The organism is Sinomicrobium soli (assembly GCF_003285545.1).
Classification (GTDB): Bacteria; Bacteroidota; Bacteroidia; order Flavobacteriales; family Flavobacteriaceae; genus Sinomicrobium.
This window is the reverse complement of the sequence record NZ_QLNV01000004.1, coordinates 93744-120074: the sequence shown is the minus strand read 5'-3', so window position 1 is coordinate 120074 and position 26331 is coordinate 93744. Positions and strand designations below refer to the sequence as shown.

At 48.2% G+C, this 26331-nt stretch carries 29 protein-coding genes; 10 read left to right on the top strand and 19 right to left on the bottom strand.

Features of this window, described 5'->3' with window-relative positions:
• Positions 1–11: 11 nt before the first annotated feature.
• The 5 genes from dgt to DN748_RS06155 form a co-directional block, all read right to left on the bottom strand.
• Entirely contained in the window at positions 12–1358 is a 1347-nt protein-coding gene (gene dgt, locus DN748_RS06175; RefSeq protein ID WP_112371147.1) for a dGTP triphosphohydrolase, read from the bottom strand.
• Entirely contained in the window at positions 1358–1867 is a 510-nt protein-coding gene (locus DN748_RS06170) for an RDD family protein (protein WP_112370912.1), read from the bottom strand. Before DN748_RS06170 ends, dgt begins: the two co-directional genes overlap by 1 nt.
• A gap of 93 nt (positions 1868–1960) precedes the next feature.
• Positions 1961–4399: a ribonucleoside-diphosphate reductase subunit alpha gene (locus DN748_RS06165; protein ID WP_112370911.1), complete on the bottom strand. Its 2439-nt coding sequence runs from the start codon at positions 4397–4399 to the stop codon at positions 1961–1963.
• Positions 4400–4447: 48 nt separating this feature from the next.
• A complete protein-coding gene (locus tag DN748_RS06160; RefSeq protein WP_112370910.1) occupies positions 4448–5434 on the bottom strand; it encodes a ribonucleotide-diphosphate reductase subunit beta in 987 nt (328 codons plus the stop codon).
• 338 nt (positions 5435–5772) lie between these two features.
• Positions 5773–6351 (bottom strand): DUF3109 family protein, encoded by a 579-nt coding sequence (locus DN748_RS06155; RefSeq protein WP_112370909.1) that lies wholly within the window; start codon positions 6349–6351, stop codon positions 5773–5775.
• A gap of 164 nt (positions 6352–6515) precedes the next feature.
• Between DN748_RS06155 and DN748_RS06150 the strand changes: the two genes are divergently transcribed.
• From DN748_RS06150 to DN748_RS06135, 4 genes are all read left to right on the top strand, one after another.
• Positions 6516–7307: a glycerophosphodiester phosphodiesterase gene (locus DN748_RS06150; protein ID WP_112370908.1), complete on the top strand. Its 792-nt coding sequence runs from the start codon at positions 6516–6518 to the stop codon at positions 7305–7307.
• Between the two features lie 131 nt (positions 7308–7438).
• Entirely contained in the window at positions 7439–8011 is a 573-nt protein-coding gene (locus DN748_RS06145) for a MarC family protein (protein ID WP_112370907.1), read from the top strand.
• 110 nt (positions 8012–8121) lie between these two features.
• The gene (locus DN748_RS06140; RefSeq protein ID WP_112370906.1) at positions 8122–8325 is read left to right on the top strand and encodes a hypothetical protein; all 204 of its coding nucleotides are present in this window, start codon (positions 8122–8124) and stop codon (positions 8323–8325) included.
• Positions 8325–8933: an FAD-dependent oxidoreductase gene (locus DN748_RS06135; RefSeq protein WP_112371146.1), complete on the top strand. Its 609-nt coding sequence runs from the start codon at positions 8325–8327 to the stop codon at positions 8931–8933. The genes DN748_RS06140 and DN748_RS06135 overlap by 1 nt, the downstream gene beginning before the upstream one ends.
• 16 nt (positions 8934–8949) lie before the next feature.
• Here DN748_RS06135 and DN748_RS06130 read toward each other — a convergent pair whose 3' ends face one another.
• The 3 genes from DN748_RS06130 to DN748_RS06120 are packed head-to-tail and all read right to left on the bottom strand — an operon-like array spanning position 8950 to position 11599.
• On the bottom strand, positions 8950–10587 hold the full coding sequence (locus tag DN748_RS06130; protein ID WP_112370905.1) for a S41 family peptidase: 1638 nt from the start codon (positions 10585–10587) through the stop codon (positions 8950–8952).
• Positions 10584–11018, bottom strand: a complete 435-nt coding sequence (locus DN748_RS06125) for a deoxycytidylate deaminase (RefSeq protein WP_112370904.1) — start codon at positions 11016–11018, stop codon at positions 10584–10586. Before DN748_RS06125 ends, DN748_RS06130 begins: the two co-directional genes overlap by 4 nt.
• Positions 11018–11599, bottom strand: coding sequence for a HupE/UreJ family protein (locus DN748_RS06120; RefSeq protein WP_112370903.1), 582 nt, complete (start codon positions 11597–11599; stop codon positions 11018–11020). Before DN748_RS06120 ends, DN748_RS06125 begins: the two co-directional genes overlap by 1 nt.
• Before the next feature lie 462 nt (positions 11600–12061).
• Between DN748_RS06120 and DN748_RS06115 the strand changes: the two genes are divergently transcribed.
• Positions 12062–12472, top strand: coding sequence for a BrxA/BrxB family bacilliredoxin (locus DN748_RS06115; protein ID WP_112370902.1), 411 nt, complete (start codon positions 12062–12064; stop codon positions 12470–12472).
• 43 nt (positions 12473–12515) lie between these two features.
• Here the strand turns inward: DN748_RS06115 and DN748_RS06110 are convergent, their stop codons facing one another.
• The 9 genes from DN748_RS06110 to DN748_RS06070 form a co-directional block, all read right to left on the bottom strand.
• The gene (locus tag DN748_RS06110; protein ID WP_112370901.1) at positions 12516–12740 is read right to left on the bottom strand and encodes a hypothetical protein; all 225 of its coding nucleotides are present in this window, start codon (positions 12738–12740) and stop codon (positions 12516–12518) included.
• 50 nt (positions 12741–12790) lie between these two features.
• Positions 12791–13321, bottom strand: a complete 531-nt coding sequence (locus DN748_RS06105; protein WP_236636811.1) for a DUF420 domain-containing protein — start codon at positions 13319–13321, stop codon at positions 12791–12793.
• 13 nt (positions 13322–13334) lie between these two features.
• Positions 13335–14030 (bottom strand): SCO family protein, encoded by a 696-nt coding sequence (locus DN748_RS06100; RefSeq protein WP_112370900.1) that lies wholly within the window; start codon positions 14028–14030, stop codon positions 13335–13337.
• A 29-nt stretch (positions 14031–14059) separates the two neighbouring features.
• Positions 14060–14737 (bottom strand): hypothetical protein, encoded by a 678-nt coding sequence (locus DN748_RS06095; RefSeq protein WP_112370899.1) that lies wholly within the window; start codon positions 14735–14737, stop codon positions 14060–14062.
• Positions 14738–15040: 303 nt separating this feature from the next.
• On the bottom strand, positions 15041–15388 hold the full coding sequence (locus DN748_RS06090; RefSeq protein WP_112370898.1) for a cytochrome C oxidase subunit IV family protein: 348 nt from the start codon (positions 15386–15388) through the stop codon (positions 15041–15043).
• A 50-nt stretch (positions 15389–15438) separates the two neighbouring features.
• A complete protein-coding gene (locus tag DN748_RS06085) occupies positions 15439–16413 on the bottom strand; it encodes a cytochrome c oxidase subunit 3 (protein WP_112370897.1) in 975 nt (324 codons plus the stop codon).
• A 52-nt stretch (positions 16414–16465) separates the two neighbouring features.
• Positions 16466–17047, bottom strand: a complete 582-nt coding sequence (locus tag DN748_RS06080) for a cytochrome c oxidase subunit 3 (RefSeq protein WP_112370896.1) — start codon at positions 17045–17047, stop codon at positions 16466–16468.
• 42 nt (positions 17048–17089) lie between these two features.
• Entirely contained in the window at positions 17090–17998 is a 909-nt protein-coding gene (gene cyoE / locus DN748_RS06075) for a heme o synthase (protein WP_112370895.1), read from the bottom strand.
• Between the two features lie 122 nt (positions 17999–18120).
• Positions 18121–20034: an ABC-F family ATP-binding cassette domain-containing protein gene (locus DN748_RS06070; RefSeq protein WP_112370894.1), complete on the bottom strand. Its 1914-nt coding sequence runs from the start codon at positions 20032–20034 to the stop codon at positions 18121–18123.
• 250 nt (positions 20035–20284) lie between these two features.
• On the opposite strand from DN748_RS06070, the gene DN748_RS06060 reads away from it, so the two are divergent.
• Positions 20285–20707 carry a DUF983 domain-containing protein gene (locus tag DN748_RS06060; RefSeq protein WP_112370892.1) on the top strand — a complete coding sequence of 141 codons (423 nt, stop codon included), beginning with the start codon at positions 20285–20287 and terminating at the stop codon, positions 20705–20707.
• 33 nt (positions 20708–20740) lie between these two features.
• Here the strand turns inward: DN748_RS06060 and DN748_RS06055 are convergent, their stop codons facing one another.
• Both DN748_RS06055 and porN read right to left on the bottom strand, forming a co-directional pair.
• Entirely contained in the window at positions 20741–21811 is a 1071-nt protein-coding gene (locus DN748_RS06055) for an NAD(P)/FAD-dependent oxidoreductase (RefSeq protein WP_112370891.1), read from the bottom strand.
• A gap of 200 nt (positions 21812–22011) precedes the next feature.
• The gene (porN, locus tag DN748_RS06050) at positions 22012–22911 is read right to left on the bottom strand and encodes a type IX secretion system ring subunit PorN/GldN (RefSeq protein WP_112371144.1); all 900 of its coding nucleotides are present in this window, start codon (positions 22909–22911) and stop codon (positions 22012–22014) included.
• A gap of 406 nt (positions 22912–23317) precedes the next feature.
• Here porN and DN748_RS06045 point away from each other — a divergent pair, with 406 nt between their 5' ends.
• From DN748_RS06045 to DN748_RS06030, 4 genes are all read left to right on the top strand, one after another.
• Positions 23318–23983: a response regulator gene (locus DN748_RS06045; protein WP_161554489.1), complete on the top strand. Its 666-nt coding sequence runs from the start codon at positions 23318–23320 to the stop codon at positions 23981–23983.
• A gap of 385 nt (positions 23984–24368) precedes the next feature.
• The gene (locus DN748_RS06040) at positions 24369–25085 is read left to right on the top strand and encodes a helix-turn-helix domain-containing protein (protein WP_112370889.1); all 717 of its coding nucleotides are present in this window, start codon (positions 24369–24371) and stop codon (positions 25083–25085) included.
• Positions 25086–25142: 57 nt separating this feature from the next.
• The gene (locus DN748_RS06035; protein ID WP_112370888.1) at positions 25143–25694 is read left to right on the top strand and encodes an RNA polymerase sigma factor; all 552 of its coding nucleotides are present in this window, start codon (positions 25143–25145) and stop codon (positions 25692–25694) included.
• A 15-nt stretch (positions 25695–25709) separates the two neighbouring features.
• Complete coding sequence (locus DN748_RS06030; RefSeq protein ID WP_112370887.1) at positions 25710–26327, top strand: hypothetical protein; 618 nt, start codon at positions 25710–25712, stop codon at positions 26325–26327.
• Positions 26328–26331: the final 4 nt, after the last annotated feature.

Sequence of the window (26331 nt, the reverse complement as noted above, 5' to 3'; positions counted from 1 at the left end):
CAGATCGCTGATCAAGTGATCTGCCCCCCGTTTATCTTGTTGTAGATCCCCACGACCCTGCCATCGGTAAGGCTGGCTACAAAGCAGCTTATTCCCAGCAGGCAGCGGTATGGCGAGGTAAATCCGTATTTGTACTTCTCCGGGATCAACTGAAGTACCAGGCAGTCGTAATGCGTCTCTTCCTCCCCGAATTTCCTGATGGCCGCGGCACAGAATACCTCCAGTAAACGCTCGACAATGGCATATCCTGCGATCTCCTTTTCGATCACCTCTTCCGACCTGTAGATCTTTTCCACACTCAGCGATATGATATCGTTGATCTGCGCCTTATACTGGCATTTATCGAGAAGGGAAGTGTCAAACTCCCCTTTTAAAATGGCTTCCTCATTGGCGACAAATACCCTGGAAGACTCTTCAATAAGCGTATTAATAGCCAGGGCCCGCAGGTAGCTGATGCGGTCTTCGGTAGTCCCCAGCTGTCCGTACTTTACCGTATTTATGCGGTCTTTCACCAGCTTTATCAGGTATTCCAGTGCGTATTCTTCATCGATCAGGCCGAGGTTGATACCATCTTCAAAATCGATAATGGTATAACAGATATCATCTGCGGCTTCCACGAGAAAAGCCAGCGGATGCCGCACATAGGCGATATCTTCCTCACTTCCGCGGGACAATAGTCCCAGCTCTTCCGCCACTTCGGAAAAAAATACGCTCTCCGACTGGAAAAAACCGAATTTCTTGTCGGCTATATGCCTGCTGGGCCTGTGAGGGAGCGACGCTTTCGGATACTTGGTAAACGCTCCCAGGGTGGCATAGCTCAGGCGAAGCCCGCCGCGAACCCCTTCACGGCTCTCCGTCAGTATTTTAAACCCGTTGGCATTGCCCTCAAAATCGGTGAGATCGCGATATTCCTTATCCGTAAGCAAGGGTTTGTACTCCGTTCCTTTCCCGAATTTAAAGTAAGACCCGATAGCCTTTTCCCCGCTGTGCCCGAACGGCGGATTCCCTATATCGTGTGCCAGTGCCGCCGCCGCGACGATGGCGCCGAAATCATTGAGCTGGTATCCGTGCACCTGCCTGAGGTAAGGGTGTTTTTCGAGCAGTTTCTTGCCCACCATGCGCCCCAGGCTACGGCCTACCACAGACACTTCCATACTGTGTGTAAGCCTCGTGTGGACAAAGTCGGTCTTCGAAAGGGGAATAACCTGTGTCTTGTCCTGCAAACTGCGGAAAGAAGAAGAAAAAATGATCCGGTCGTAATCGACCTCAAACCCCAGCCGGGTTTCCTTTTCTTCCTTTCTCAATCTCTTGTTGGTATCCCCCTGCCGTTTAAGCGACAGGAGATTCTCCCACTGCATCATAGTGCTTCTGTATTATTTCCCAGGGTTTCCAGCCCTTCCCGTATCTGTTTTTCCTCTTCGTACTTCCTGATATCCACCACGTAGGTCTTCGGAATGGAATCGTGCCATCCCCGGCCTTCGCCTCCCAGGAACGAAAAGGCCTCAAAGGGAATAAGCCGGCAAAGGCTTCTCACAACAGCTTCGTTCAGGGTAGCCTTTTCCTCCTGCTCATTAATGACCCTGGTATTGGTGATAAACTTCCCTATGGTCCTGCCCGTGGCCGACTCCATAACAGCGTAATAAAGCAGGGTAATCACCACTTCGAACAATATTTCCTCAAAGGGGTTCATGTTCTCTATAAACCGGAGTGGCCCGTGAACTCCCATATAATCGGACATCACAAAGGTAATCATGCCCAATACGAAGGAAAAAACATAGATAACGAGACGATCGATGATCAGGTTCCCGATGCGCTTACCCTTACTGGCATACACCTCTTCGGGGATAAAACTCTTTTTTTCAAGCATAAGTACAATATATATTCCGCAAACATTTCAAAACCCCGAAGAAACCTCTTCAGGCTTCCCGGGGTCCCGGATAATTATGATATCGGCAAATAACTATGATCCGCACATGAGGCAATCATCTCCCTCGTTGTCTTTGGATCTCGCTATCATTTCTTTCAGTTCCTCCGGCGTCAGGGGCTCTACGGCAACGGGTGCGGTAACGGTTTCCCCGGCATTCACTTCTACGGCAAGCTCCTGGTCTTCGGGAGCGGGAACCGCTTTTTTACTATTGTCCAGCGTAAACTTGATCGCATCCACGGCCGATTTGGTCCTCAGGTAATACATCCCCGTCTTCAGTCCGCTTTTCCACGCATAGAAGTGCATGGAAGTCAGCTTGGCGTAATTCGCATTTTCCATAAACAGGTTGAGCGACTGCGACTGGTCGATAAAATATCCCCTGTGCCTGGACATGTCAATGATGTCTTTCATGCTCAGTTCCCAGACGGTTTTATAGAGGTCTTTTATCTCCTGTGGGATGCCCTCGATATGCTGGATGGAACCGTTGGCCCTCATGAGTTCCTGCTTCAGTTCTTCGGTCCACAGCCCGAGGTTTACCAGGTCTTCGAGGAGGTGTTTATTCACTACGATAAACTCCCCGGACAGTACCCGCCTGGTATAGATATTGGAGGTATAGGGTTCAAAACACTCGTTATTACCCAGTATCTGGGAGGTGGAAGCCGTAGGCATGGGGGCCATCAGCAGGGAATTGCGCACCCCGTGTTCCATCACCTCTTTTCTGAGTTCGCCCCAGTTCCACCGTCCGCTCAGTTCTTCGTCCTTTATGCCCCACATGTTGAACTGGAATTCTCCCTGCGATATGGGCGATCCCTTAAAGGTCTGGTAGGCCCCTTCCTCTTTCGCCATTTCCATAGAGGCCGTGGCCGCAGCAAAATATATGGTTTCGAAGATCTCCTGGTTCAGTGTCTTGGCCTCGTCGGAGGTAAAGGGCATCCTGAGACGTATAAACGTATCGGCAAGCCCCTGCACCCCCAGCCCGATGGGGCGATGGCGGAAATTGGAATTTTCGGCCTCTTTTACCGGGTAATAATTCCTGTCGATCACCCGGTTCAGGTTTCGCGTTACCCGTTTGGTGACCCGGAACAGTTCCTTGTGGTCGAATTCCCCGTCCCTGATAAACATGGGCAATGCTATGGAGGCCAGGTTACACACGGCAACTTCATCGGGAGAAGTATACTCCAGGATCTCCGTACACAGGTTGGAAGATCTTATGGTTCCCAGGTTTTTCTGGTTCGATTTCCTGTTGGCCGCATCCTTATAAAGCATATAAGGCGTTCCGGTCTCTATCTGCGATTCCAGTATCTTTTCCCACAGTTCGCGTGCCTTTACCGTTTTCCTCCCTTTTCCGGCAGCTTCATAGCCCTCGTATTTCTGTTCGAATTCCTCTCCGTAGCTGTCAAAAAGCCCGGGGCATTCATTGGGGCACATCAGGGTCCACTCCCCGTCCTGCTCTACACGCTTCATAAACAGGTCGGGAATCCACATGGCGTAAAACAGGTCACGGGCGCGCATCTCCTCCTTGCCGTGGTTCTTTTTAAGATCGAGAAAATCCATGATATCCGCATGCCAGGGCTCTACGTAAATGGCAAAGCTGCCTTTTCGTTTTCCTCCGCCCTGATCTACATAGCGGGCGGTGTCATTGTATACCCTCAGCATGGGGACAATACCGTTCGAAGTACCGTTGGTCCCGGCTATATAGCTTCCTGTGGCGCGGACATTATGAATGGAAAGCCCTATCCCCCCGGCCGACTGGGATATCTTGGCGGTCTGTTTCAGCGTATCGTATATCCCGTCGATACTGTCGTCTTTCATGGCGAGCAGGAAACAGGATGACATCTGCGGTTTGGGTGTCCCGGAATTAAACAGTGTGGGCGTGGCATGGGTAAAATATCTTTTGGACATCAGTTCGTAGGTTTCCACCACGCTGTCCATATCGTCCAGGTGTATCCCTACCGCAACACGCATCAGCATATGCTGGGGGCGCTCCACGATCTTTCCGTTAAGCTTGAGCAGGTAAGAGCGCTCAAGGGTCTTGAAGCCAAAATAGTCGTACCCGAAATCGCGGTTGTATATAATGGTGGAGTCCAGCTTTTCCGCGTGGTCCTGTATTACCTTATACACTTCATCAGACAACAGCGGCGCCTTCTTCCCTGTTCTCGGATTTACGTACTCATAGAGGTCGGTCATGGTCTCCGAAAAAGACTTCCTGGTATTCTTGTGCAGGTTGGACACCGATATCCTGGCCGCCAGCCTGGCATAATCCGGGTGTGTCGTTGTCATCGTAGCCGCGATCTCCGCTGCCAGGTTATCCAGTTCAGAGGTCGTAACCCCGTCGTACAACCCTTCTATGACCCTCATGGCCACCTTTACGGGATCTACCAGATCGTTGAGCCCGTAGCACAATTTCCTTACCCGTGCCGTGATCTTGTCGAACATCACGGGTTCTTTCCTGCCGTCTCTTTTTATTACATACATACCACTACCGTTTATTATTTTATGTTTTTTCTGCTGTATACCATGCCCTTAAAAATCCGCATCGAAGCTGATCTTCTGCGTATCGTCGTCACTATCCTTTTTCAACACCCCTGCTTTCTGGTATTCCGATACCCTTTTCTCAAAGAAATTGGTCTTTCCCTGGAGGGAGATCATGTCCATAAAGTCAAAGGGGTTTGCCACATTGTACACCTTCTCACATTCGAGTTCCACCAACAGCCTGTCTGTTACGAATTCCAGGTATTGGGTCATAAGCCTGGAATTCATACCTATAAGGCTTACCGGCAGGGATTCGGTAATAAATTCCCTTTCTATGTCGAGGGCGTTGATAATGATCTCCTTTATACGCGCTTTAGGCACCTTGTTCACCAGGTGATTATTGTGCAGGTGTACGGCAAAATCGCAATGCATGCCCTCATCTCTCGAGATCAGTTCGTTCGAAAAGGTGAGCCCCGGCATCAGTCCGCGCTTCTTGAGCCAGAATATGGAACAGAACGCGCCCGAAAAGAAAATGCCTTCTACCGCCGCAAAAGCGATAAGCCTTTCGGCAAACGAATCGGACTCTATCCACTTCAGCGCCCAGTCGGCTTTCTTCTTGATCGCGGGAAATACTTCTATGGCCTTGAAAAGGCGTGTCTTTTCCTGTTCTTCCTTTACATAGGTATCTATCAGCAGCGAATAGGTTTCCGAATGAATGTTTTCCATCATGATCTGAAAACCGTAGAAAAACTTCGCCTCGGAGTACTGCACTTCATTGACGAAATTCTCGGCGAGGTTCTCGTTGACGATCCCGTCGGAAGCGGCAAAGAACGCCAGGATATGTTTTATGAAATAGCGTTCGTCATCATTCAGCTTATTGTTCCAGTCGTTCAGGTCCTGGTGAAGGTCTATTTCTTCCGCTGTCCAGAAACAGGCCTCCTGCTTTTTATACCACTCCCAGATGTCGTGGTGCTGTATCGGGAAAATGACAAACCTGTCTTTGTTCTCTTGTAAAATGGGTTCGGTAGTCGCAGACATTTCTTCTCGTTTTTAGGAAGTTAGTAAATGGGTAAACAGGATGGGTTGGGACTAACAAATATTGCAAAATGTCGTTAGAAAAGAAAGGGCAGTTCAATGGTTTCCCCCAAAAGTTTTTAACAGCCCCTGTTGAAATGTCGGTTGCGACATCGTCAGCACAGGCGACACAACACCCTAAACATCAATACCTTAATAAGTGATAAAATCCCCTGAAGCCGTTCCTCCACCCCGGGAACAACCCCGGTTACCACAGGGCTGAGACACGATTTACAATAAAAAAATAACGCTGAAAGAACTTTTTCTTTACATGCACCGGGAAGGTGCCCGAAGGCCAGGAATCATTGTCGGGCGTCCTTTATATTCCGGGCCACTTCTTCCAGCTCTTCATACCATTCCGTCCCGAATTTCCGGATCAGTGCCTCCCGTACAAATTTATACACCGGCACGTTCAGCTCCTTTCCGAGGGAACAGGCATCGTCACATATATACCACTTGTGGTAGTTTACCGCGGAAAACTGTGAATACTCTTTTACACGAACAGGGTAAAGATGGCAGGAAACGGGTTTTTTCCAGGAGATTTTCTTTTCGTTATACGCCTGTTCTATACCACACAGGGCTGTACCTTTATCGTCGAAGGTCACATATGCACATTCGCTGCCGTTGACCAGGGGAGTTTCCCATTCCCCGTCCTCACCGAGGATATGGGTGCCCTGGGCCTCTATAGCTGCTATTCCTTCTTTCCTGAGATACGGTTTTACATCGGGATATATCCGGTCGAGCAGTGCTGTTTCCTCTTGATCCAGGGGTGCCCCGGCATCTCCGTCCACACAACAGGCTCCCTTACACGCCGAAAGGTTACAGACAAAATCCTCTTCCAGGATGTCTTCCGATACTATGGTTTTTCCTAACTGAAACATGCCGCAAAGATAGCATTATTTGAGATTGCCGGCACCGGGCATCTGCTATTCATTCCCGTTCTAAAAAAACGCACTCCCCGTGAAAAAGAAACACAAAAGGCCATTCCGGACATCTGTCTATTTTCACTATATTAGCCTCTCTTCTTTTCCGATAAGACCGGCCTATGAACAAATTAACATTTTTTCTGATCATCAGTATGACAACTGCAGTATTCTCAAACGGGGCCCTGGCCCAGAACGGAAACGACTTTATAAGGAACAAGGTCATTGCACACCGGGGGGCATTCAAAAATGCGGGACTTCCGGAAAATTCCATGGCTTCCCTGAAGCGGGCCATAGCACTGGGATGCGAGGGTTCCGAATTCGATGTATGGATGACGGCAGACGGGGTTCTTGTGGTAAATCACAATGCCGACTTTAACGGACTGGACATCGAAACGTCGACCTATGAACAGCTGTTACAGAAAACCCATCCCAACGGAGAGCATATCCCTACGGCAGAAAATTATATCCGGGAGGGCCTGAAACAGCACCGTACCCGGCTCATTTTTGAGATCAAGACCCCTGCAGACAAGGCACGGGGAATAGAACTGGCTGAAAAATCGGTAGCCCTGGTTCATAATACAGGTGCCCGTGAATGGGTGGATTATATCGCCTTTGATTACGACATATGCAAAAAGGTCATGGAGCTCGACCCTTCGGCAAACGTGGCCTATCTCAATGGCGACCGCACTCCTTCGCAATTGAAAAAGGATGGTTTTTCCGGCCTTGATTACTCGATCGGGATCATGAAAAAACACCCGGAATGGATCAGGGAAGCCAGGGAGCTCGGGCTTACGGTAAATGTATGGACCGTCAATAAAAGGGACGACATGCAATGGTTGCTGGGGGAGCATGCCGATTTTATCACCACAAACGAACCGGAACTGCTCCTGGAACTGGTTAAAAGACCCTGACGGGCGGCGCTTAGGCAAAAAATGAACGGCATATATCCGGCATTAAAAAAAGAAAGTTTTTCACTCCCGGAACTCCCTAATCCGGCGGATATGATTACTTTTGCCATCATTTTTTTTAACTTGCTAATAATATGAACTTTAACTTAAAGGAAATAGCGACTGCCACCATGGTACTGTTTGCCGTTATCGATATCATTGGCAGTATTCCCATCATCATAGGACTGCGGGAAAAAGTAGGGCATATACAATCGGAAAAGGCCTCGGTGGTGGCTGCCGTTATCATGATAGCCTTCCTTTTCGTGGGGGAGCAGATCCTCAGCCTGATCGGCATAGACGTGTATTCTTTTGCCGTAGCCGGTTCTTTCGTACTCTTCTTCCTGGCTATTGAAATGGTTCTGGGTATATCCCTGTACAAGGATGATGCTCCCGAGACCGCTTCGGTTGTCCCGCTGGCTTTTCCTCTCATCGCAGGAGCGGGCACCATGACCTCCATACTGTCGCTCAGGGCGGAATATCACGTGGAAAACATCATTGTGGCCATTATTATCAATATCATTTTCGTATATATCGTCCTTAAATCGTCCAAACGCATCGAGCGTATCCTGGGGAAATCAGGGCTCGGGGTCATACGAAAGATATTCGGGGTCGTACTGCTGGCCATATCCATAAAGCTGTTTGCCAGCAATGCGTCCAACCTGTTCTGACGCAATACGCGGGAATAAGCATTCGGGGGCGGGTTACCGGTTCTCCGATTCTTCGTACCTTTGTTCCGCGAGGTACTGATCCCATACCGGAACACATAAAAAAACGAGAAATGAAATATTTCATCCTGACACTGGTACTGATTGCCATAGGCCTAATCGCCTATAATGTTACCCTCATCGATTTCAAGTCTCCCCTGGAAGGAGACAGCGTAGTGGCCCTGATAGGAATAGTGGCCGCCCTCTGTGCCATTTTATTACTGGTCATTTTCACGCTTTCCAGGAAAATACAGGATAAAGTCAAGAACCGGAAATGATGTTCGATGTACTTGTTATCGGGGGAGGGGCCGCGGGCCTGCAATGTGCACTTGTACTGGGTTCTGCCCGTAAAACGGCTTATGCAAAAGACAAGAGAACAGGCATTATCATACACCAGAAGGCCTCTCATCTGCAAAGCGCATTCCTGAACAACGTACTGGGCATTCCGCCCGGGACCACAGGCAGCGACATACTCCGAAGCGGCAAGGCCCACCTGGAGCAGTATTACCCGCATGTAGAGCAGATCGAAAAGGAAAAGGTAACCGCTATATCGGGGGCATTCGGCAACTATACGGTAACGACCAACAGGAATTCATACCGGGCAAAAATGGTCGTGGTAGCTATCGGGTATACCGACCACTTCAACATCGACGGCCTCGGGGAATATCTCATCCCCCACAGGCTTTCCCCTTCCGAAAAAAACCGGGTAGAGCTCAGGAACACCGCCCACCTGGTAAAAGAAGGGCTGTACGTTGCGGGTACACTGGCCGGATGGCGAAGCCAGTTTGCTGCAGCGGCGGGAAGCGGGGCCCAGGTAGCTACGGACATCCTTACAGCCTGGAACGGCGGCAAGCATACTAAAGTTCACGACAAGCTCCTGCCCTGACCCTTAATATCACCCGTTATTCTGCGACGTGATCTGTTTCTATTTCCGGATTACGGCTAAGGCCAATTACCCTGGCCACCGCATTGTCATCGGCATTCAGTATCCTGATATAGGCATTGCTGCCGTATAACTGCTCGGCAATAGTAGCCTTGATGTACTTCTTGAGATTATCCTTGTAATCGGAAAAATTGATCCTGGAAAAATCCACCCCTATCAGCCCCCTGTTGCGGCGTCCGTAATCCACAAATTTGGCGATGAGGCTGTCGTCTATACTCACCTTTGCTTCAAACTCCTCTTCGGTATACTCCCTGTATAAACTCCTGTCGCCATCGAGATATTCAAAGACAAAATAAGAAAGGAAACCGGTCTGCAATATATAGTTCAGGGCCTCTTCCTCGAGATTTCCTCCCAGCGGAATAAACACATCGGGGATGATCCCTCCTCCGCCATACACGGTTTTCCCTTTCGGAGTAGTAAATTTCAGGGAATCCTCTACATGAATACTGTCGGCAGTAGTCAGCTCTCCATTGTAATACCGTTCGTAAAACTGGTGATAATAATCGTCGATCCCCTTGTCGTACGAGCGCTGTATCGACCTTCCCGTAGGGGTGTAATACCTCGAAACGGTAAGCCGTACTGAAGAACCGTCTCCCAGCTCCATCTCCCGCTGTACCAGCCCTTTACCAAACGAACGACGCCCTACAATGACCCCCTTGTCATTATCCTGAAGTGCCCCTGCCACGATCTCACTGGCCGAAGCCGATTTTTCGTTGATCAGGACAAATACCCTGCCGTCTTCAAAATCTCCCCGGGAAGTGGCGTATATCTCCTGTTTTTCCCCTTTTTTATTCTTTGTAAACAGGATAAGCTTGCCGTCCTCGAGAAATTCGTCGGCGATATCTTCGGCCATTTTCATATATCCCCCGGGATTGTCCCTCAGGTCCAGAACGAGTTCTGCAGCACCCTCAGACCTCAATAAGGCAAGTGCCGCCTTGAATTCGTCATATGTAGATTCTGCAAAGCGGTTTATCTTTATATACCCCAGGGTGTCCGTAAGCATATAGGAAGCTTCCACACTTTTGATCGGCACAACGTCACGGACGACATCCAGTGAGATCAGGGTATCTTCCTCCTTCCGGTATAAGGTAACGTTCACCGGGTCTCCCTTTCTCCCCTTCAGTATGCCCCGGAGTTCTTTCGAGCTCATGTGTTTTCCGAAGAGCGTATCGCCGTCAGCATACAATATGCGGTCGCCCGATTTTATACCCGCCCTGACACCGGGCCCGTATTCAATGGGCCGTATTACCGAAAGCGTATCCCTGTACATGTAAAAACTCACGCCGATCCCCACAAAATCCCCCTGCATGTTCTCGGCTACCATCTCACGGTTTTCCCGGGGAATATACACCGAATGGGGATCGAGCTTTTCAAGGATCGAGTTTACGGTAACGTCTACGATACTATCGGTATCCACCTGGTCTACATATTCGTAATCGATATAATCGACCAGCCTGTTGAGTTTTTCCTTTTTTGAATTGACGGAAAAAAACTGCCGGGGCTCATTGTCGAAATTAACCATTCCGCCAATAAGTATACCGGCGGCCATAGCCACGGCCACGAGTAAGGGGAGCCATATTTTCGTATCGTTTTTCATGCTTCGTCCAGGTCGGGAATGTGCTTTAATTCAACGCCCGCTTTGGCTAAAAATTGTAATCCGGAATCATCTTTATACTCCTGCTGGTATACCACCCGCTTTATTCCGGCCTGGTGTACTAATTTACTACATTCTTTGCAGGGAGACAAGGTAATATAAAGGGTGGCCCCGTTACAGGACTGTGTCGATGAGGCCACCTTGAGTATAGCATTGGCCTCGGCGTGAAGCACGTACCACTTGGTATACCCTTCGTCGTCTTCACAATGGTTTTCAAATCCTGTCGGGGTCCCGTTATAGCCATCGGAAATGATCATCCGGTCTTTTACGATAATGGCCCCTACCTGTCGCCTTTTACAATAGGAAAGCCTGCCCCATTCCCTTGCCATCCTCAGATAGGCACGGTCGTATTTCTCCTGTTTTTCAATGTTCATCAATACGGATAATTTTCAATAATCACGGGCAACACCATCCCGACAACCACGGCAGATATCACCATAACCCAGTCTTTTCTGTTAAACCTGAAGACGGCAGACAGCATCCCTCCCAGGATCAGTACCGCCAAAACCACAATAACCTGGGCCGTTTCTATTCCCAGTGCAAACTCCAGCAAGGGGAGCAACTTGTTTTCTTCTCCTGCGATAATTCCCTTAAAATAGGAGGAAAATCCCAGACCGTGCACCAGGCCGAAAAACAGCGTCACAAAAAATGCCGGGCCATATGTCCTGTTCCCCTTTTTCCCGGCAGTAAACACATTAAACAGGGCGGTAACCAATATGGTCAGCGGAATGAGGAACTCTACGAGTGCGGAACTCACCCTGACCAGCCCGTATACCGCCATGACCAGCGACAGGGTATGCCCCAGGGTAAAAAGGGTTACCAGCCATAATATCCTTTTCCAGTGTGAAAAGGTATAGGGAACCGTCAGCACGACCAGAAACAGAATAATATCATACGCATTTATATCCAGAACGTGGTATAGGCCCAGTTTGTAATAAAGCCAAAACTGTGACATATGAAATTGGTTTTTGAGGTTGTTCAAACTTACGATTTATTTGGGAGAAATAGGGGTTGTAGTTGTTAGTTCTTAGTCTGGGCATGCCTGAAGACCCCTCGACTGCACCCGGGATGAATCCTGTCATTCTGATCGAAGCGCAGCGAAGGAAGAATCTCCAACCCAGACCAAAGGAACCTCAACAGCAGCACCGAAAGACCTGAGATTCCTCCCCGACCGAAAAAGGCCGGGACAGGCTCTATCGTCGGAATGACAACCCTGTCATTCAGAGCGGAGCGAAGAATCTCCAACCCAGACCAAAGGAACCTCAACAGCAGCACCGAAAGCCCGGAGATTCTTCACTGCGTTCTGAATGACATTTTAAACAAACTAAGACCCCATAAACGGAAGCTTGTAAAATAAAGCGTGGGTTCTACCCGAAATTATTCGTATTTTTGTAATGAAGTAAAAAAAAGCTGAATTATGTATCCGGAAGAATTAGTAAAACCCATGAAAGAAGACCTGACCAGTGTCGGGTTTCAGGAACTGTATACTGCTGATGAAGTCGATGCCGCCCTGGCCAAACCGGGAACTACACTTGTTGTAGTCAATTCGGTATGCGGATGCGCGGCTGCCAACGCGAGGCCCGGCGCCAAGATGTCGCTGGAAAACCAGAAAAAGCCCGATAACATAGTTACGGTTTTCGCGGGAGTGGACCGCGAAGCTACAGACCGGGCAAGAGGCCATATGGTACCTTTCCCTCCTTCATCGCCCAGCATGGCGCTGTTTAAAGACGGGGAACTGGTACATATGCTCGAACGTCATCATATCGAAGGGCGTCCTGCGGAAATGATCGCAGACAACCTTATCGAAGCGTATAACGAATTTTGCTGAAAAGCTGAAAGTTGTAAAAACAAAAAGGCCGTCTGAAAGAAATTCAGATGGCTTTTTTATTCCTGAATTTCCGGTATAGCACATAGCCCAGTCCTCCCATAAGGATATAGGGGATGGCCATAAGGTATATGATCCCGTTGTTAATACCCCGTGCGGCCTCCTGCCCTTCCCCGCTTTCCAGTACCGCACGGCACATGGCACACTGTGCCCCGGCGGGCAGAAAGACAAAAAGCAGAACAACAATCAAAATACAGGACCTGGTATTCATAACACACGTTTTTCGATCATCTCTTCAGGATGACGGCACTTTGTACAAAGTTACACATAATAAGGGGAAATCATCAAATAGACCACCACTCCGGTAACGGCGACATACAACCATATCGGAAACGTGATCCTGGCGATCTTTCTGTGCCTGTCGAACCGCTTTGCCAGGGCCCTCACAAAGCTGATAAGCACCAGCGGGATGATCCCTACAGACAAGAGAATATGGGTGATGAGTATAAAATAGTAGACATACCTTATCCACCCTTCCCCGCCGAAAGGCGTAGAATCCGACGTCATGTGATAGGCTACATACATGACCAGGAACATCGCGGAAAGGCCTATACAGGTTTTCATCAGTTTTTCGTGCATTGCGGTCTTTCCGTTTTTAACGGCCCATACGGCCAGCACCAGCAATACAGCGGTCAGTCCGTTGATAGAGGCATATACCGGGGGCAGGAACCTGAGGGGCTCCACATTGGGTATCCTGACGCCGAAGAGTACGGCTACCGCCAGCGGTATCACTACAGAAAGCGCCACAATAAGCTTGTTGTATTTCTTTTCTTCCATATCAGCCGGGATCATAGTCATCGTATATTTACTGTTTTTCTTCCAGAAGTGCGGCAATATCCTTTTTGAGCATCTCTATACCTTCCTGTTCCAGCCCGTCGTAGTACACCATGGGATTCCCGAACTTGTCTTTCCTCGACCTTATATTACCGTTACCGTCGATAAGGGCAAACATGCCGGAATGTTCAAAGCCGCCCCTGGCCTCGGGGTTTACCCCCGCATAGAGATTGAACCCGCCGTTAGCGAGTTCATAGATCTTATCCGCATCACCGGTGAGAAAATGCCAGTTCGGGTGGTTCGCACCGTGTTTTTCGGCATACGCGGCAAGCACTTCGGGGGTATCATACTCCGGATTGATGGAAAAGGAGGCCACCCCGAAACGGGAGTCTTCCCTGAATTCGTTCTGGATCTTGACCATATTCTGGTTCATCACCGGACATATCGTGGGGCAAGTCGTAAAAAAGAACTCCACTACATATACCTTTCCCTTATAATCTTCATTGGTAACCGTATCCTTGTGCTGGTCCACGAATTCGAAAGCCGGCACCGGTCCTACGGTCAGCAGGTCCGCACTTTCCACACCAGGCACTTCCTTTCCCACATTATGCCTGTCGCTGTCCACGATATTTCCTTCCTTTACGCGATCTATGATCCTGGGTATAAAGATAATCCCGAAAACAAGGATCACCAGAGAAACCCAGACATAAGTATATTTGCCTTTCATATGCTTGAACTTTAGTTCGGAACCGTTAATTATTTCCGTTGTTTCAGATACGAATCCCTTCTGCTCACGTCGTCGTTCTTCTTCAGGGCAAGGCGGTATTCCGCAAGCAGGATTTTCATATCATCGATCATTTTATTATTGAGCACGGCAACCGAAGTGGCATCGTACCCATAGAGAGGTCCGCCGGTATCGTCGTCCCTGTCTCTGCCCCTAAGGTTCCGTTCCCTGTCAATGATAAAAATACGGGATGCACTCAGGTCGGTATCGAGCTCTCCATGACTCCCGAGGCTGTAAAACAGGTCTTCCACGGCCCTTTCACTACCGAAGACAAACTTCCACTTGCCCATATCGGTAAGAGGGGATAGCTCCGTCTTAAGGGCCCTGGCTTCCTCCTCCGTTTCCCTTTTATCCGGAAGTACCGCCACAAACTGAAAATCGGTGAATTGATAAAACCTCTTGTATATCTTCTGATTGGCATTAAACGCATTCCCCTTCTTTGTTCCGGGATGGTCTCCGAAAAATGCCAGCACCGTGATCCTGTTGTCCAGGTCTGCCACCTCCCCGTCGAGAGCGCGAAAAGCGTTTACATTACCTACGTTCTCCGTAAGCACGGGAAGCTTCACAAAATTGTTCACTCCCGAAGCAAAAAAAAGATAGGCCACAATAGGCAGCACAAACAACACACCGAGCACTATATATTTTTTCATTTGGTTTTTTAGTTCGTAGTTGTTAGTTTGTAGTTGCCGGTCTGTCATTCAGACTTCCGGCTTCTCTCCATTTCGTCGTTTGCCAACTGACCATCTGTTCAAAAATTTTTGCCCCGCCAAAATGTGCAAAACAAAATTATGCACATTCAGAAACCGCTGCGTTCTCACATGAAAAATCAAAGACATTCAACAGCCTTTTGCCCCCGACAGAACGCATCCGGAACACCGGTACAAAAATAAAAAAGACGGTTCAGAACCGCCTCTCTAATACTGTTAAATATATAAAAACTATTTAGTTCCATTCTAAAAATCCCAGCTCACGAAACCTTGCTTCATCACTTCGTGAATATAATGCCCTTCCGTAAGCAGCAAAGCAGCAAGATAGGGCACAAGAATAATCAGGGGCAATACGATAGACCACCGGAAACTTCCCTTTTCTCCTTCGAGGTGCATAAAGGCCCATGCGATATAATAGGCTTTTACCAAAGTGAGGATAATAAATATCCAGTTCAGCAACTTCATTCCTATCACCATTGCCATAGACCACTCGGGCCTTATGATCCCGAGAACAACTTCGACTATGGTTATTACAGACAATATAAAAAATACCGTCCATATTCTCTTAACGTTTGATGCGTGTGCGTGTGCCATTTTCGACTGATATTATCTACTCTCCGCAAGGGAGATCATTAATGTTTTTTTTATACGAGATAGAAGAAGGTAAATACAAAAACCCATACGAGGTCTACAAAGTGCCAGTACAGCCCTACTTTCTCTACCATCTCATAGCTCTTTCTCTTTTCATAGGTTCCGAGGATAACGTTAAAGAAAATAATAACGTTCAATACCACGCCGGTAAAGACGTGAAAACCGTGAAACCCTGTGATAAAGAAAAAGAAGTCTGCAAACTGTGTATTTCCGTATTCGTTTCGGATAAGGTTCGCTCCTTCCACCACATGTACCGCATTTTTCAGTTTTTCTGCCGACTGTTCCCGGGTCAGCAAGGTTTTATGTCCGTGTTCATCGAGCCTCTCGGTCCGGAGCAGAACATTCTGGTGGGTGTTAAAGCCATCCACAATATCCTGTACTGCATAGATGTGTTCGGCTTCTTCTACCTGGGCAGACATCCCGTTGGCATTCACGCCCTGTTTGGCTTCACTGCCAGGCACTGCAAAATCGCTTAGCGCGAGCCGTTCTCCGGTGCCGGCATCGACAAATTGCAGGATCTGTCCGCCTTTGGTTTCGACAGCTCCGTATGTTCCCTGAATAAAATTCTTCCATTCCCAGGCCTGAGACCCGAGGAAGATAAGCCCGCCGATTACGGTAAAGAACATATACCAGGCTACCTTGCTCTTTTTCATCTGGTGTCCGGCATCCACGGCCAGTACCATGGTCACCGAAGAAAAGATAAGAATAAAGGTCATCAAAGCTACGTAATACATGGGAGCATCTACTCCGTGCAGAAACGGAAAGTGGTTAAAAACCTCATCCGCAATAGGCCAGGAATCGATAAACTTGAAACGGGTAAGTCCGTAAGCTGCAAGGAATCCGGAAAACGTCAGGGCATCCGAGAGGATAAAATACCAGATCATCATTTTTCCGTAACTGGCGTTCAGCGGCTTATTGCCTCCTCCCCAAACCTTTCCTTCTGTAGCTGTTGTAACAGTAGCTTCCATACACTAATACATATATTTTTTAAAAAAAACTGCCCAAATTTACGTTTTTTTATTATCTAAAGAAATAGAAAAATAAAATGAGGTACACCCACAGCAAATCCAGGAAATGCCAGAACGTTACAGCCAATTCTAAACCAAGGGTTTGACCGGGACCGTACTTCTCTTTAAAATGATTATAAATTACTACCAGCAACACCAGTATCCCGGCTGCCACGTGAGCCAGGTGGGCCACGGTAATGGCGTACAGGAACGAGGTGGTTACCGTACTCTGTGCCCCGGTAAAGTAATACCCTTCTGCTATCACCTGTGAAAACCCGTAAAACTGGGAGACGACAAATGCAATGGCAAGCAACAGGGTAACGAGCAGTAATATACTGCCTGCCTGCCTTTGCCCGGTTTCAATATTCTTTTTGGCAAAGTGAAATGTAACACTGCTGAGCAGTATAAATACCGTACTCACCAAAAAGGCTCCGGGAAGCGCAAAATCCTGCAGCCAGTCGGGCCGGGTCTTACTCACCACATACGCACTGGTAAGCCCTGCGAAGGTCATCAGTATGCTTATCATACCGAACCAGAGCATCATTTTTTTTGCCCTGTCACTCTTTTCCCGAAAAGTTCCCTGTGTCAAATCCATAATCAATCCTTAACTTCTGTCACCATTGCCTCTTCCAACAAGCTATCCTCCCAGATACTTATCAGCCACATAAACAATCTGCAGCAATGTAATATACGCCACACTCGCCAGCATCAGTTTACGCGCCGAGGCATTGTCTTTGTCCTGGTACAGCTTTACCGCAAAATACAACATCCCCAGCCCGAGCAGTGCTACAATCACCGCACCGGCCACAGAGAGCCTGAGCTCGCCGGTAAGGCCCGTTACCGGAAACACCGAAACGACGATCATCCAGATCACATACATAATGACCTGTAATGCCGTGGCCCTGTCTTTCTTTCCGGTGGGCAACATATAATATCCCGCTTTTTTATAATCGTCATAAAGCAACCAGCCAATAGCCCAGAAATGGGGAAACTGCCAGAAGAACTGCACCATAAACAGGGTACCCGGTTCTATACCGAACTTACCGGTAGCCGCAACCCATCCGAGCATAAAGGGAATCGCCCCGGGAAAAGCCCCGACAAAAACCGAAAGCGGTGTCCTGGTTTTCAGGGGAGTATAGACACTCGTATACAAAAAAATGGATATGGCCCCGAACATGGCGGTTTTCGGGTTCACCAGGTAGAGCATGGTAATCCCCAGTGCGGCACAGACCGTTGCTATGACAAAGGCCGTATTCACCGACATTCTCCCCGAAGGGATGGGCCTGTTCCTGGTGCGCTGCATCAATGCATCCAGGTCCCGCTCTATGATCTGGTTATAGGCATTGGAAGCCCCCACCGTAAAATACCCTCCTATCATCAGCAACAGCAACACCCTGTAATCGATGGCCGCGGCTCCCAGAAAATACCCGGCAACTGAAGAGAACACCACACTCACAGCAAGTCCTACCTTGGTCAACTGCTTGAAATCTTCCAGGGCCTGCGACAAAACTCCTGTTCTTATTGTTGTTCGTACTGCCGTTTTCATCTGCGCGTATAATCGGGTGCAAAGATATTGTTTAAATTATAATTTCGGAATTTAAATCCCCTGATTTTTTGAGGGTCAAGCCGGGCATCCCGGGCAGAAAAAGGTATTTTAACACTTCTTTATCACTCTTCCAGGGCCACTACCAGTTCTTCCCATTCCGCCGTGAGTTCCGAAAGCTCCTTTTTCTTTGCCTTATAAACCGTAAAAAACTTCTCGTCAGACGACAGGCGATCGTAATCTGTCGCAAGCATCCCGTCGGCCTCCCGTATCTCCTTTTCGAGCGTGGCTATCATCCCCTCTACCTTGCTCAACCTGTTTTTCAGGGATTTCTGCTTTTTCTGCTCTTCATAAGAGGGTTTATTGTCGCTTTTCTCCCCGGCTTCCTTTTCCTTCTTCTGTATTCCGGTTTTTTCCACTTCCCGGAAATCGGCAACATTGCGCTGCTCCAGGAAAAAATTGATATCCCCGAGATATTCCCTGATCTTTCCGTCCTTAAACTCGTACACCTTATCGGTAAGCCCCTGGAGAAAATCCCTGTCGTGAGACACCAGCAACAGGGTTCCTTCAAAATTCCGAAGGGCCTGCTTCAGTACGTTCTTCGACTTGATATCGAGATGGTTGGTAGGTTCGTCCATAACCAGAACGTTAAAAGGATCGAGCAACATTTTACAAAGCGCAAGCCGGTTGCGCTCGCCTCCCGAGAGCACTTTCACCTTCTTGTCCACCTCATCCCCCCTGAACAGGAAGGCCCCGAGCATATCCCTCACTTTACTGCGGTTATTGTCGCTCGCCGCATCTTCCATAAGCTGAAGCACGGTCCTTTCGCCGTCCAGGTATTCGGCCTGGTTCTGGGCAAAATAACCCAATTGCACATTATGCCCCAGTCTGAGCTGTCCTCCGCAGGATATTTCATTGACAATGATCTTGGCCAGGGTGGTCTTTCCCTGCCCGTTCTGCCCTACAAAAGCGATCTTGCTGCCTCGTTCCACCATGAGATCGATACCGCGCAGCACCTTTTTGGTTCCGTAATCCTTGCTTACACCTTCCGCTTCGATCACCACTTTCCCCGGTTGTACCGAAACCGGAAAGCGCACGTTCATCACACTGTTGTCCTCTTCATCGACCTCCACCCGTTCCATACGGTCCAGTTTTTTCATCAGCGACTGTGCCATGGAGGCTTTGGTCGCCTTTGCCCTGAACTTTTCGATAAGGCGTTCTGCCTGCTGTATCTGCTTGTCCTGGTTTTTCCTGGCATTGAGCTGTTGCTCCCTGATCTCTTCGCGAAGCACCAGGTACTGCGAATAGGGTTTGTTGTAATCGTATATTTTTCCGAGCGATATCTCTATCGTCCTGTTGGTCACATGGTCGAGGAACATCTTGTCGTGCGAAACAATGACCACTACCCCGGGATAACGCTGCAGGAACTGTTCCAGCCAGATGATGGATTCTATGTCGAGGTGGTTGGTAGGCTCGTCGAGCAGCAGCACATCATTGTTCTGAAGCAGCAGTTTGGCCAGCTCTATACGCATCCTCCACCCGCCGGAGAACGTATCGGTAAGCTTGTCGAAATCCTCCCTTTTAAAACCGAGCCCCTGAAGTACTTTTTCGGTCTCTCCCTGGTAATTATACCCCCCGAGGATCTCGTACCGGTGGGTCATGTCGCTCAGGTCTACCATCAGCTGATGATAGGCCTCGCTCTCGTAATCGGTACGCTCGGCCAGGCTGTGGTTTACCTCTTCCAGTTTCAGTTCGAGGGATTTTATTTCTTCAAAAGCCTGGTATGCTTCCTCCAGCACGGTCCTCCCCTGTACAAAATCGATATCCTGCTTCAGAAAGCCGATACGCACATCCTTGTCCGACGCCAGCACTCCCGTATCCGGTTTCATCTCCCCGGAAAGCAGTTTCAGCATGGTTGATTTTCCCGCACCGTTCTTCCCGATAAGCCCGACCCTGTCTCCCGGGTTAAGGCGAAAAGACACTTCTTCAAACAAAAATTCCCCCGAAAAGGACACCGATAAATTATGAATATTAAGCATTCCTACAACATTTCTATACCGAACTCTTCAATGAGTTCATTAATCCAATAGCCCGATAACCGGAAACACGGTGCAAATAAACGCATTTTTTCGGCCTTTAGAAAACCGGGATACTGCTTATCAATTTTGAATACCGGATTAAGGAACTGCCGGTGGCTTCGACCCAAACTACGAACTAACAACTACCAACTAACAAACTATTGTAATATTTTCGTAATTTTGTGGATTGTTTTTTACAAATATTTTCACAATGTTAAAAAAGGGAACCCGCTTATACAGCATTCTTACCGGTAGCTGCCCGAAATGCCAGGAAGAAAGCATGTACACTTACAAAAACCTGTACCACCCCGCCAAAACACTGAAGATCAACGAAAGGTGTTCCCATTGCGGTACAAAGTACAAAATAGAACCTTCTTTTTTTTACGGCGCCATGTACGTAAGTTATGGCGTAGGTACGGCCTTTGCGGTAGCTGCATTTATCATCTCTTTCGTATTCTTCGGTTCCGGGCTGAAAACGGCATTCATAGCCATCATGGCCACCCTTGTTGTGTTTATGCCGGTGATCATGCGGGTGTCCAGGAATATCTGGATCAACTTTTTTATCCATTACGACCCGGCCGCAGCGGAAAATTACAGGAAACAGCACAAAACCGTTGAAAAACAGACGGTTTAGAGTATCCCCCCATAATTAAAACATGCCCGGGCATTACCGGGCTGCCCCCGAATGCCGCAGATATCTCTTCCGGAACCTGTCGATATCAACAGCCTGATCCAGAGGTATATCATTTTCTATAAACCTGTACAGCTGCCGGGCTGCAAAAGGGCCTGTCAGTGTTCCCCTGGTGCCCAGCCCGTTCAGTATATAGGCATTGCCCTGCAGGGGATGCCTGCCTACCAGGGGTCTCCGGTCCGCTACCGTAGGCCGTATTCCGGCCTGCTGATCTGTGATCTCGTAATCGCAGTGTATTATTTTATCCAGTTTTTCCAGGAGCTCTTTCCTCCCCTCCTCCGTAACCGCATTGGTCTTATCGGTCCAGTTATAGGTGGCCCCCACCAGGTAATGATCTGATCCGAGGGGAATCAGGAATACCGAAGATTTCAGAATGTTTTCCAGGTCCAGGTCCGGCGCCTTGATGGTGAGTACTTCTCCCTTGGCCCCTTTTAGCGGCAGGTAGTTAAACAGCGGGTTATCTGTCATGGCATAGCCCTCGGCAAACACGATATGCCTTGCCCTGAACTCCTTATAGACAACGCCCTCATCCGTAAATGACAACGCGTGGTAATCGAGGTTCTCTCTTCGCAGCCGTTCGCTGCCCAGGGTGTCCCGGTATGCCTCTATCATGCTGCCCACGGCTATCCTGCCGGTATGGTTTACCACACCAAAACCATAGGGAGCATCCACACAGGATATGGGACGGTAATCCAGTTCATCCGAAAGAAAGGGGGATAATTCAGGCCTGTCAGCTGCTTCAAACCACATATTCTGTTCTTCCGCGGAAGTAAACCTGCGATATACCGGCATGGGATATACCAGTTTCCGCGACAGGTATTCTTCGAGTGTACGGTAAAAAGGCAATGCCTCCTGTAACTGTTCCCCCGACCTCCAGGCTGCCGTAAAACGCTTAAGCACAACAGGGTTATACACTCCCCCGGCCACTTGAGAGGACTGCTGTAAAGTTCCGTCAAACACCACAAACGACCGGTTGTGTGTTCTCAACTGCTCGCAAAAGGCCAGGCCGGCAAGCCCCAGGCCCACCACAATATAATCTGTAGTCATGACACAAAAATAAAAAACGCCCACAGGTTTGCCGGTGTTTTTTATACAAATAAATTGAAATTGTATTGATGCCGGTATGGGGAAAAAGTTGGAGATTACAGCTGGTGGCTGAGTGGCCGAGCGAAGCTACGGGTGTATCGAAGCCACCGACCCAAACCTCAAACTAAGAACTAAGAACTAAGAACTAAGAACTAAGAAAGTTACTCGTTTTTCCAGACGTCCTGTTCGAAATTGCGGATTTCCCCCTGGATACGCTGTGCTTCCATAAGCTGGAACATCGCATTATCGGGAATGTAATCCCTGATCTCGCGGTCGCCGTATACGTTATCTTCCTTGTAGATCACGGCATTAAACCTTCTCGCATTCAAAAGGTGATCGAATGATATCGGCACTCCCGAATTGTTGGCATTAAATGCCTTGGCTTCGTGAAGTACCTCCCGGGCACTGGGATACCAGACCCAGAACAACTCTACCAGGTTGGAACCGTCATCCATACCCTCATCCATAAAATTCACATCGGGGGCCACAGGAGCGATCCCCAGGAGGCGATATTTCAGCTCTCCCTGCCGCTTGTCGAAATACCACATTCCCCTGATCCTGTATTCCACGATATCCGCGGCACTTATCTCCCGACGGTCGATATACATTTCGGAAACCTGTTCGCCGGCATTCACCTGTTCATACCCCAGGTCTGTAGTGTCCACTTTGGCCAGGGTAGCTTCCAGCTCCCCGAAATTCCTCCGTTCCGTAAAATACGAATCCGTATAAATATCTTTCAGTTTTCCGTTCTTGATGTTGGTGACCAGCACATCGTACAGCGACTTTCTCCCCAGGGCCCCGCTGGTCCCGTCTATGGGATAATAGAGCGGAAAGTTGACCCGCTCGTTAAGGTCTACGACCTCCCATACCATTTTGGACCACATGATATCCCTGTCTTCCACATAGCCGTATTCCAGGGGAACATCATTGTCCTGGCTGGCCTGTGCCCTGGTTTCAACACCTATATCTTCAGGCCGTTGGGCATTGAGAATATTAGCCTGTCCGTTCATATCCCAGACGGTCAGGACTATACATATGGATAAAACCCCCTTCCAACACATAATTTTTACTTTTTTTTCAGACACGGTCGCATTCATACCGCTTTAACATTTTTTAACATTAAAACACAAAACGATGTATATCAAATGCTTACACCATTCCTCCTCCGGATGCTTCAAAAATTTCCCGTACCGGAGGGATGCACACCTCACGAACATTAACTCTTCAAACCGGAGATTATTGTGTTTATTTCAATTTAATACGGGCAAAAATACAATTCAAAACATACAATACACAAAAATAATCTCAAAAAGAGATTTCTCCCTGTTTCTCATAAGTTTTTTCTAATTATTTACATTTCAGCAAACTGTAATCAAAAAATCATTATATTGCCTCGATAAACAGTGGATTATCCTTCGTAAAGTACAAACAGAAAACCCCATAATGTTAAACCAAAACGATGTATCCATGGACAAAAATTACCCCATTTTACTAGTTGACGACCACATTGTCATTCAATTTGCGATTGCACGAATGATCGAAGATTTTCTTCCCAAAGCCCGGATTACCTCTATCGAGGATTTTTCAGAAACCATCAACCTGTTGCGAAAAGAACATTTTGAACTGATCATCCTCGACATTGATATTCCCAATGGCATAGGAACGGAAATGATCGGGATCATCCGTTCCATAGCTCCGGACATCAGGATACTGATGTTTTCCGCCTATAACGAAAAACGATATGCCATGCGTTTTATCCGTGCCGGGGCTAACGGTTACCTTCACAAACACAGTTCCAGGGAAGAAATCGAAGAAGCCATCACCGAAGTCATTAACGGAGACACCTATATAAGCAGGTCCGTAACCAAGCATATGCTTCACAGGTCTTCTTCCGGCATGGGCCTTTCTTTCGAAAATCCGCTTAACACCCTGTCTAACCGCGAACTCGAAATCGCCCGGCTCATAGCCAAAGGCAACGGCAACCTGGAGATCGTCAATATTCTCAACCTGAAAAAATCGACGGTTAGCACGCATAAGATGCGTATTTTCAAAAAACTGAATATCAGCAACATCACCGAGCTCATAGAAATCTTTAACTACTATGACAAGCCGGTTTTTGCCATGCCGATATAAGCTCAGAACCGGTGTATTGTGCGGCTTTCCACTGTCCCGCAATGCACCGGTTTTCAAGTTGCAGCAGCCTGCCATGTCTTTTCTTACGGAATATTAGAATAAGTTCTATATCGCAGGTGAATTAATACTACCCCTCTTCTCTTTCTCAAAACAGTATACCTCCATACTTTTGGATAAACGGCAATCACGGACCGCGCTTTTATTCCTTTTGAAGCAAAACAGGAATATCGGGAATGTTGTCATTAAGCATCCCCGAAAGCCGCCGTCCCCGTGTTTTCAGTAAGGTCCCGGGAACCGTATTTACTGAAACCCACATTGTGCCGGTTATCGTGTTTAACACCTGAATTCTTATGCCGGGCATACGCCCCCTAACAAAACCCATATCATGAAATACAATACTATCGAAACAGCCAGACTTCTTACATCTCCAATCCCGTTACGGCGGGAATCCGGGGTAAATGTTCCCTTATTGCTTAAAAAGCTCAAGAACTATCTCGGTATTAACACCAATATCGAACTGTCGCGGATACTGGATGTAAAGCCCAACACCATTTCCACATGGAAGAGGAGGAACAGCCTCGATTACGAACTGATCATCTCCATCTGTAACATGATGGATATAGACCTCAACGTCCTGTTTGCCATGGACAAAGACAAGCAACAGGCAACATCCAGCATCCTGGCCATCCCCATAGAGGCGCAGTATCAGTACGTATCCGGCTATTCCAGGCAGGAATTCCTGGACAAGATGCCAAAATGCAAACTTCCTTTTTCCTTTTCCAATACGACTACAAGAGCCTTCCAGATGGCAGGCATCTCCATGTCGCCCACATTAAAGGAAGGAGCCTATGTACTGGCCGAAAAGATCACTTCTCCCGAGGAGATTACCAACAATATGATCTGTATCCTGATCAGCAAGCTCAGGGGAATACACATAAACCGGGTACGCCGCGACGCCGGAACATCTTCTATCCTCAACCTGTTAAACGACAACCCCACCTTTCCGGGAAACATTGTAATGCCCCTGGAAGAAATCACCGAAGCCTGGAAGGTTACCGGGAGCCTTGCCCTGAATCTTATCAAAGCGGAAAACGATAAATAACCGACCGTTCCGGGAGATCTCGCGAAGAGGTCCCGGAACATTAAAACTGCCCCTATCATGGAAATAAAGACCATTCCGGCCACCAATGACGAGGTCCTGGAAACCTATATTACCCGTCACTCGCAGAAAATATACAATTTTATCTTTTCGAAAGTGATGGACAAGAATACTACCGAAGACATTTTTCAGGATACCTTTATCAAGGTAGCTCACACCTTAAAAAAAGGTGATTACAGTGAAGAAGGTAAATTTTTGTCGTGGGTAATGCGTATAGCCCATAACCTCGTCATCGATTATTTCAGGCAGACCCAGCGCAAACGGATCTTCCGGAATTCCGAAGACCTGGGCGCCCTGTACGGCGTGGAAGACTCGTCGATGAATGCAGAAAAATTTCTCATCATGCAGCAGACGGAACGCTGTGTAAAAAAGCTCATAGCACAATTGCCCCCTGACCAGCAGGATGTAGTGATCATGCGTATATACAGGGAAATGACCTTCAAGGAGATCTCCGAAGTGATGGGGGTCAACATCAACACTTCCCTGGGAAGAATGCGCTATGCGCTTACCAACCTGCGGAAGATAGCCAAACAGAACAATATTTCCATTTAACCAAACCCGTACACCATGCCGTATATCGAAGAAGAAGACCTGGTTGCCCTGCACAAGAAAATTGAAAGGGCAAAGGACAACAACCAGAAGTTACAGGATCAGATCACAGAAAAAAACCGCGACTACGATCAGAGCGTCAGGATGAGGAATATGGCCTGGGGGCTTACCTCAATACTCTCGCTGGCCATTATAGGGATGGCATATTATTTTCATACGGAGCTCAGCACACTGGAAACTACCTACGCCTCCTGCTATGAAAAAAATACCGCCCTGTTACAACGGGCAGACAGTACCGATTACTGGCACCGGAAAGTGGCCCTCCTGGAAAAGGAAAATTCTGACCTCGAACGGAAAATCCGGGAATACGACGACCTGCCTCCGTCCGTTGCCCCGAGGGACTCCGTTTACACCGTTCAGGTCAAAGCCTTTGAGACCAAACAGATCCCGCTACAGTCGAACACCAACTTTATCAATACACAAAACCGGAATATGTTCTACGCCTTCTGTATCGGTACTTTCGACACTGCCGAGGAAGCCCGGATACTGCAATCAGAACTCGTGCACATGGGCTTTACAGATGCCTTTGTCGCCCTTTACAAGGACGGGCAACGCCAGAAGATCATAGAACAATAAACGC

What these genes read in the sequence shown, in the direction of transcription:
- dgt (WP_112371147.1), bottom strand. Translation starts at nt 1,358, where the DNA reads ATGCAGTGGGAGAATCTCCTGTCGCTTAAACGGCAGGGGGATACCAAC.
- DN748_RS06170 (WP_112370912.1), bottom strand. Translation starts at nt 1,867, where the DNA reads ATGCTTGAAAAAAAGAGTTTTATCCCCGAAGAGGTGTATGCCAGTAAG.
- DN748_RS06165 (WP_112370911.1), bottom strand. Translation starts at nt 4,399, where the DNA reads ATGTATGTAATAAAAAGAGACGGCAGGAAAGAACCCGTGATGTTCGAC.
- DN748_RS06160 (WP_112370910.1), bottom strand. Translation starts at nt 5,434, where the DNA reads ATGTCTGCGACTACCGAACCCATTTTACAAGAGAACAAAGACAGGTTT.
- DN748_RS06155 (WP_112370909.1), bottom strand. Translation starts at nt 6,351, where the DNA reads ATGTTTCAGTTAGGAAAAACCATAGTATCGGAAGACATCCTGGAAGAG.
- DN748_RS06150 (WP_112370908.1), top strand. Translation starts at nt 6,516, where the DNA reads ATGAACAAATTAACATTTTTTCTGATCATCAGTATGACAACTGCAGTA.
- DN748_RS06145 (WP_112370907.1), top strand. Translation starts at nt 7,439, where the DNA reads ATGAACTTTAACTTAAAGGAAATAGCGACTGCCACCATGGTACTGTTT.
- DN748_RS06140 (WP_112370906.1), top strand. Translation starts at nt 8,122, where the DNA reads ATGAAATATTTCATCCTGACACTGGTACTGATTGCCATAGGCCTAATC.
- DN748_RS06135 (WP_112371146.1), top strand. Translation starts at nt 8,325, where the DNA reads ATGTTCGATGTACTTGTTATCGGGGGAGGGGCCGCGGGCCTGCAATGT.
- DN748_RS06130 (WP_112370905.1), bottom strand. Translation starts at nt 10,587, where the DNA reads ATGAAAAACGATACGAAAATATGGCTCCCCTTACTCGTGGCCGTGGCT.
- DN748_RS06125 (WP_112370904.1), bottom strand. Translation starts at nt 11,018, where the DNA reads ATGAACATTGAAAAACAGGAGAAATACGACCGTGCCTATCTGAGGATG.
- DN748_RS06120 (WP_112370903.1), bottom strand. Translation starts at nt 11,599, where the DNA reads ATGTCACAGTTTTGGCTTTATTACAAACTGGGCCTATACCACGTTCTG.
- DN748_RS06115 (WP_112370902.1), top strand. Translation starts at nt 12,062, where the DNA reads ATGTATCCGGAAGAATTAGTAAAACCCATGAAAGAAGACCTGACCAGT.
- DN748_RS06110 (WP_112370901.1), bottom strand. Translation starts at nt 12,740, where the DNA reads ATGAATACCAGGTCCTGTATTTTGATTGTTGTTCTGCTTTTTGTCTTT.
- DN748_RS06105 (WP_236636811.1), bottom strand. Translation starts at nt 13,321, where the DNA reads ATGATCCCGGCTGATATGGAAGAAAAGAAATACAACAAGCTTATTGTG.
- DN748_RS06100 (WP_112370900.1), bottom strand. Translation starts at nt 14,030, where the DNA reads ATGAAAGGCAAATATACTTATGTCTGGGTTTCTCTGGTGATCCTTGTT.
- DN748_RS06095 (WP_112370899.1), bottom strand. Translation starts at nt 14,737, where the DNA reads ATGAAAAAATATATAGTGCTCGGTGTGTTGTTTGTGCTGCCTATTGTG.
- DN748_RS06090 (WP_112370898.1), bottom strand. Translation starts at nt 15,388, where the DNA reads ATGGCACACGCACACGCATCAAACGTTAAGAGAATATGGACGGTATTT.
- DN748_RS06085 (WP_112370897.1), bottom strand. Translation starts at nt 16,413, where the DNA reads ATGGAAGCTACTGTTACAACAGCTACAGAAGGAAAGGTTTGGGGAGGA.
- DN748_RS06080 (WP_112370896.1), bottom strand. Translation starts at nt 17,047, where the DNA reads ATGGATTTGACACAGGGAACTTTTCGGGAAAAGAGTGACAGGGCAAAA.
- cyoE (WP_112370895.1), bottom strand. Translation starts at nt 17,998, where the DNA reads ATGAAAACGGCAGTACGAACAACAATAAGAACAGGAGTTTTGTCGCAG.
- DN748_RS06070 (WP_112370894.1), bottom strand. Translation starts at nt 20,034, where the DNA reads ATGCTTAATATTCATAATTTATCGGTGTCCTTTTCGGGGGAATTTTTG.
- DN748_RS06060 (WP_112370892.1), top strand. Translation starts at nt 20,285, where the DNA reads ATGTTAAAAAAGGGAACCCGCTTATACAGCATTCTTACCGGTAGCTGC.
- DN748_RS06055 (WP_112370891.1), bottom strand. Translation starts at nt 21,811, where the DNA reads ATGACTACAGATTATATTGTGGTGGGCCTGGGGCTTGCCGGCCTGGCC.
- porN (WP_112371144.1), bottom strand. Translation starts at nt 22,911, where the DNA reads ATGTGTTGGAAGGGGGTTTTATCCATATGTATAGTCCTGACCGTCTGG.
- DN748_RS06045 (WP_161554489.1), top strand. Translation starts at nt 23,318, where the DNA reads ATGGACAAAAATTACCCCATTTTACTAGTTGACGACCACATTGTCATT.
- DN748_RS06040 (WP_112370889.1), top strand. Translation starts at nt 24,369, where the DNA reads ATGAAATACAATACTATCGAAACAGCCAGACTTCTTACATCTCCAATC.
- DN748_RS06035 (WP_112370888.1), top strand. Translation starts at nt 25,143, where the DNA reads ATGGAAATAAAGACCATTCCGGCCACCAATGACGAGGTCCTGGAAACC.
- DN748_RS06030 (WP_112370887.1), top strand. Translation starts at nt 25,710, where the DNA reads ATGCCGTATATCGAAGAAGAAGACCTGGTTGCCCTGCACAAGAAAATT.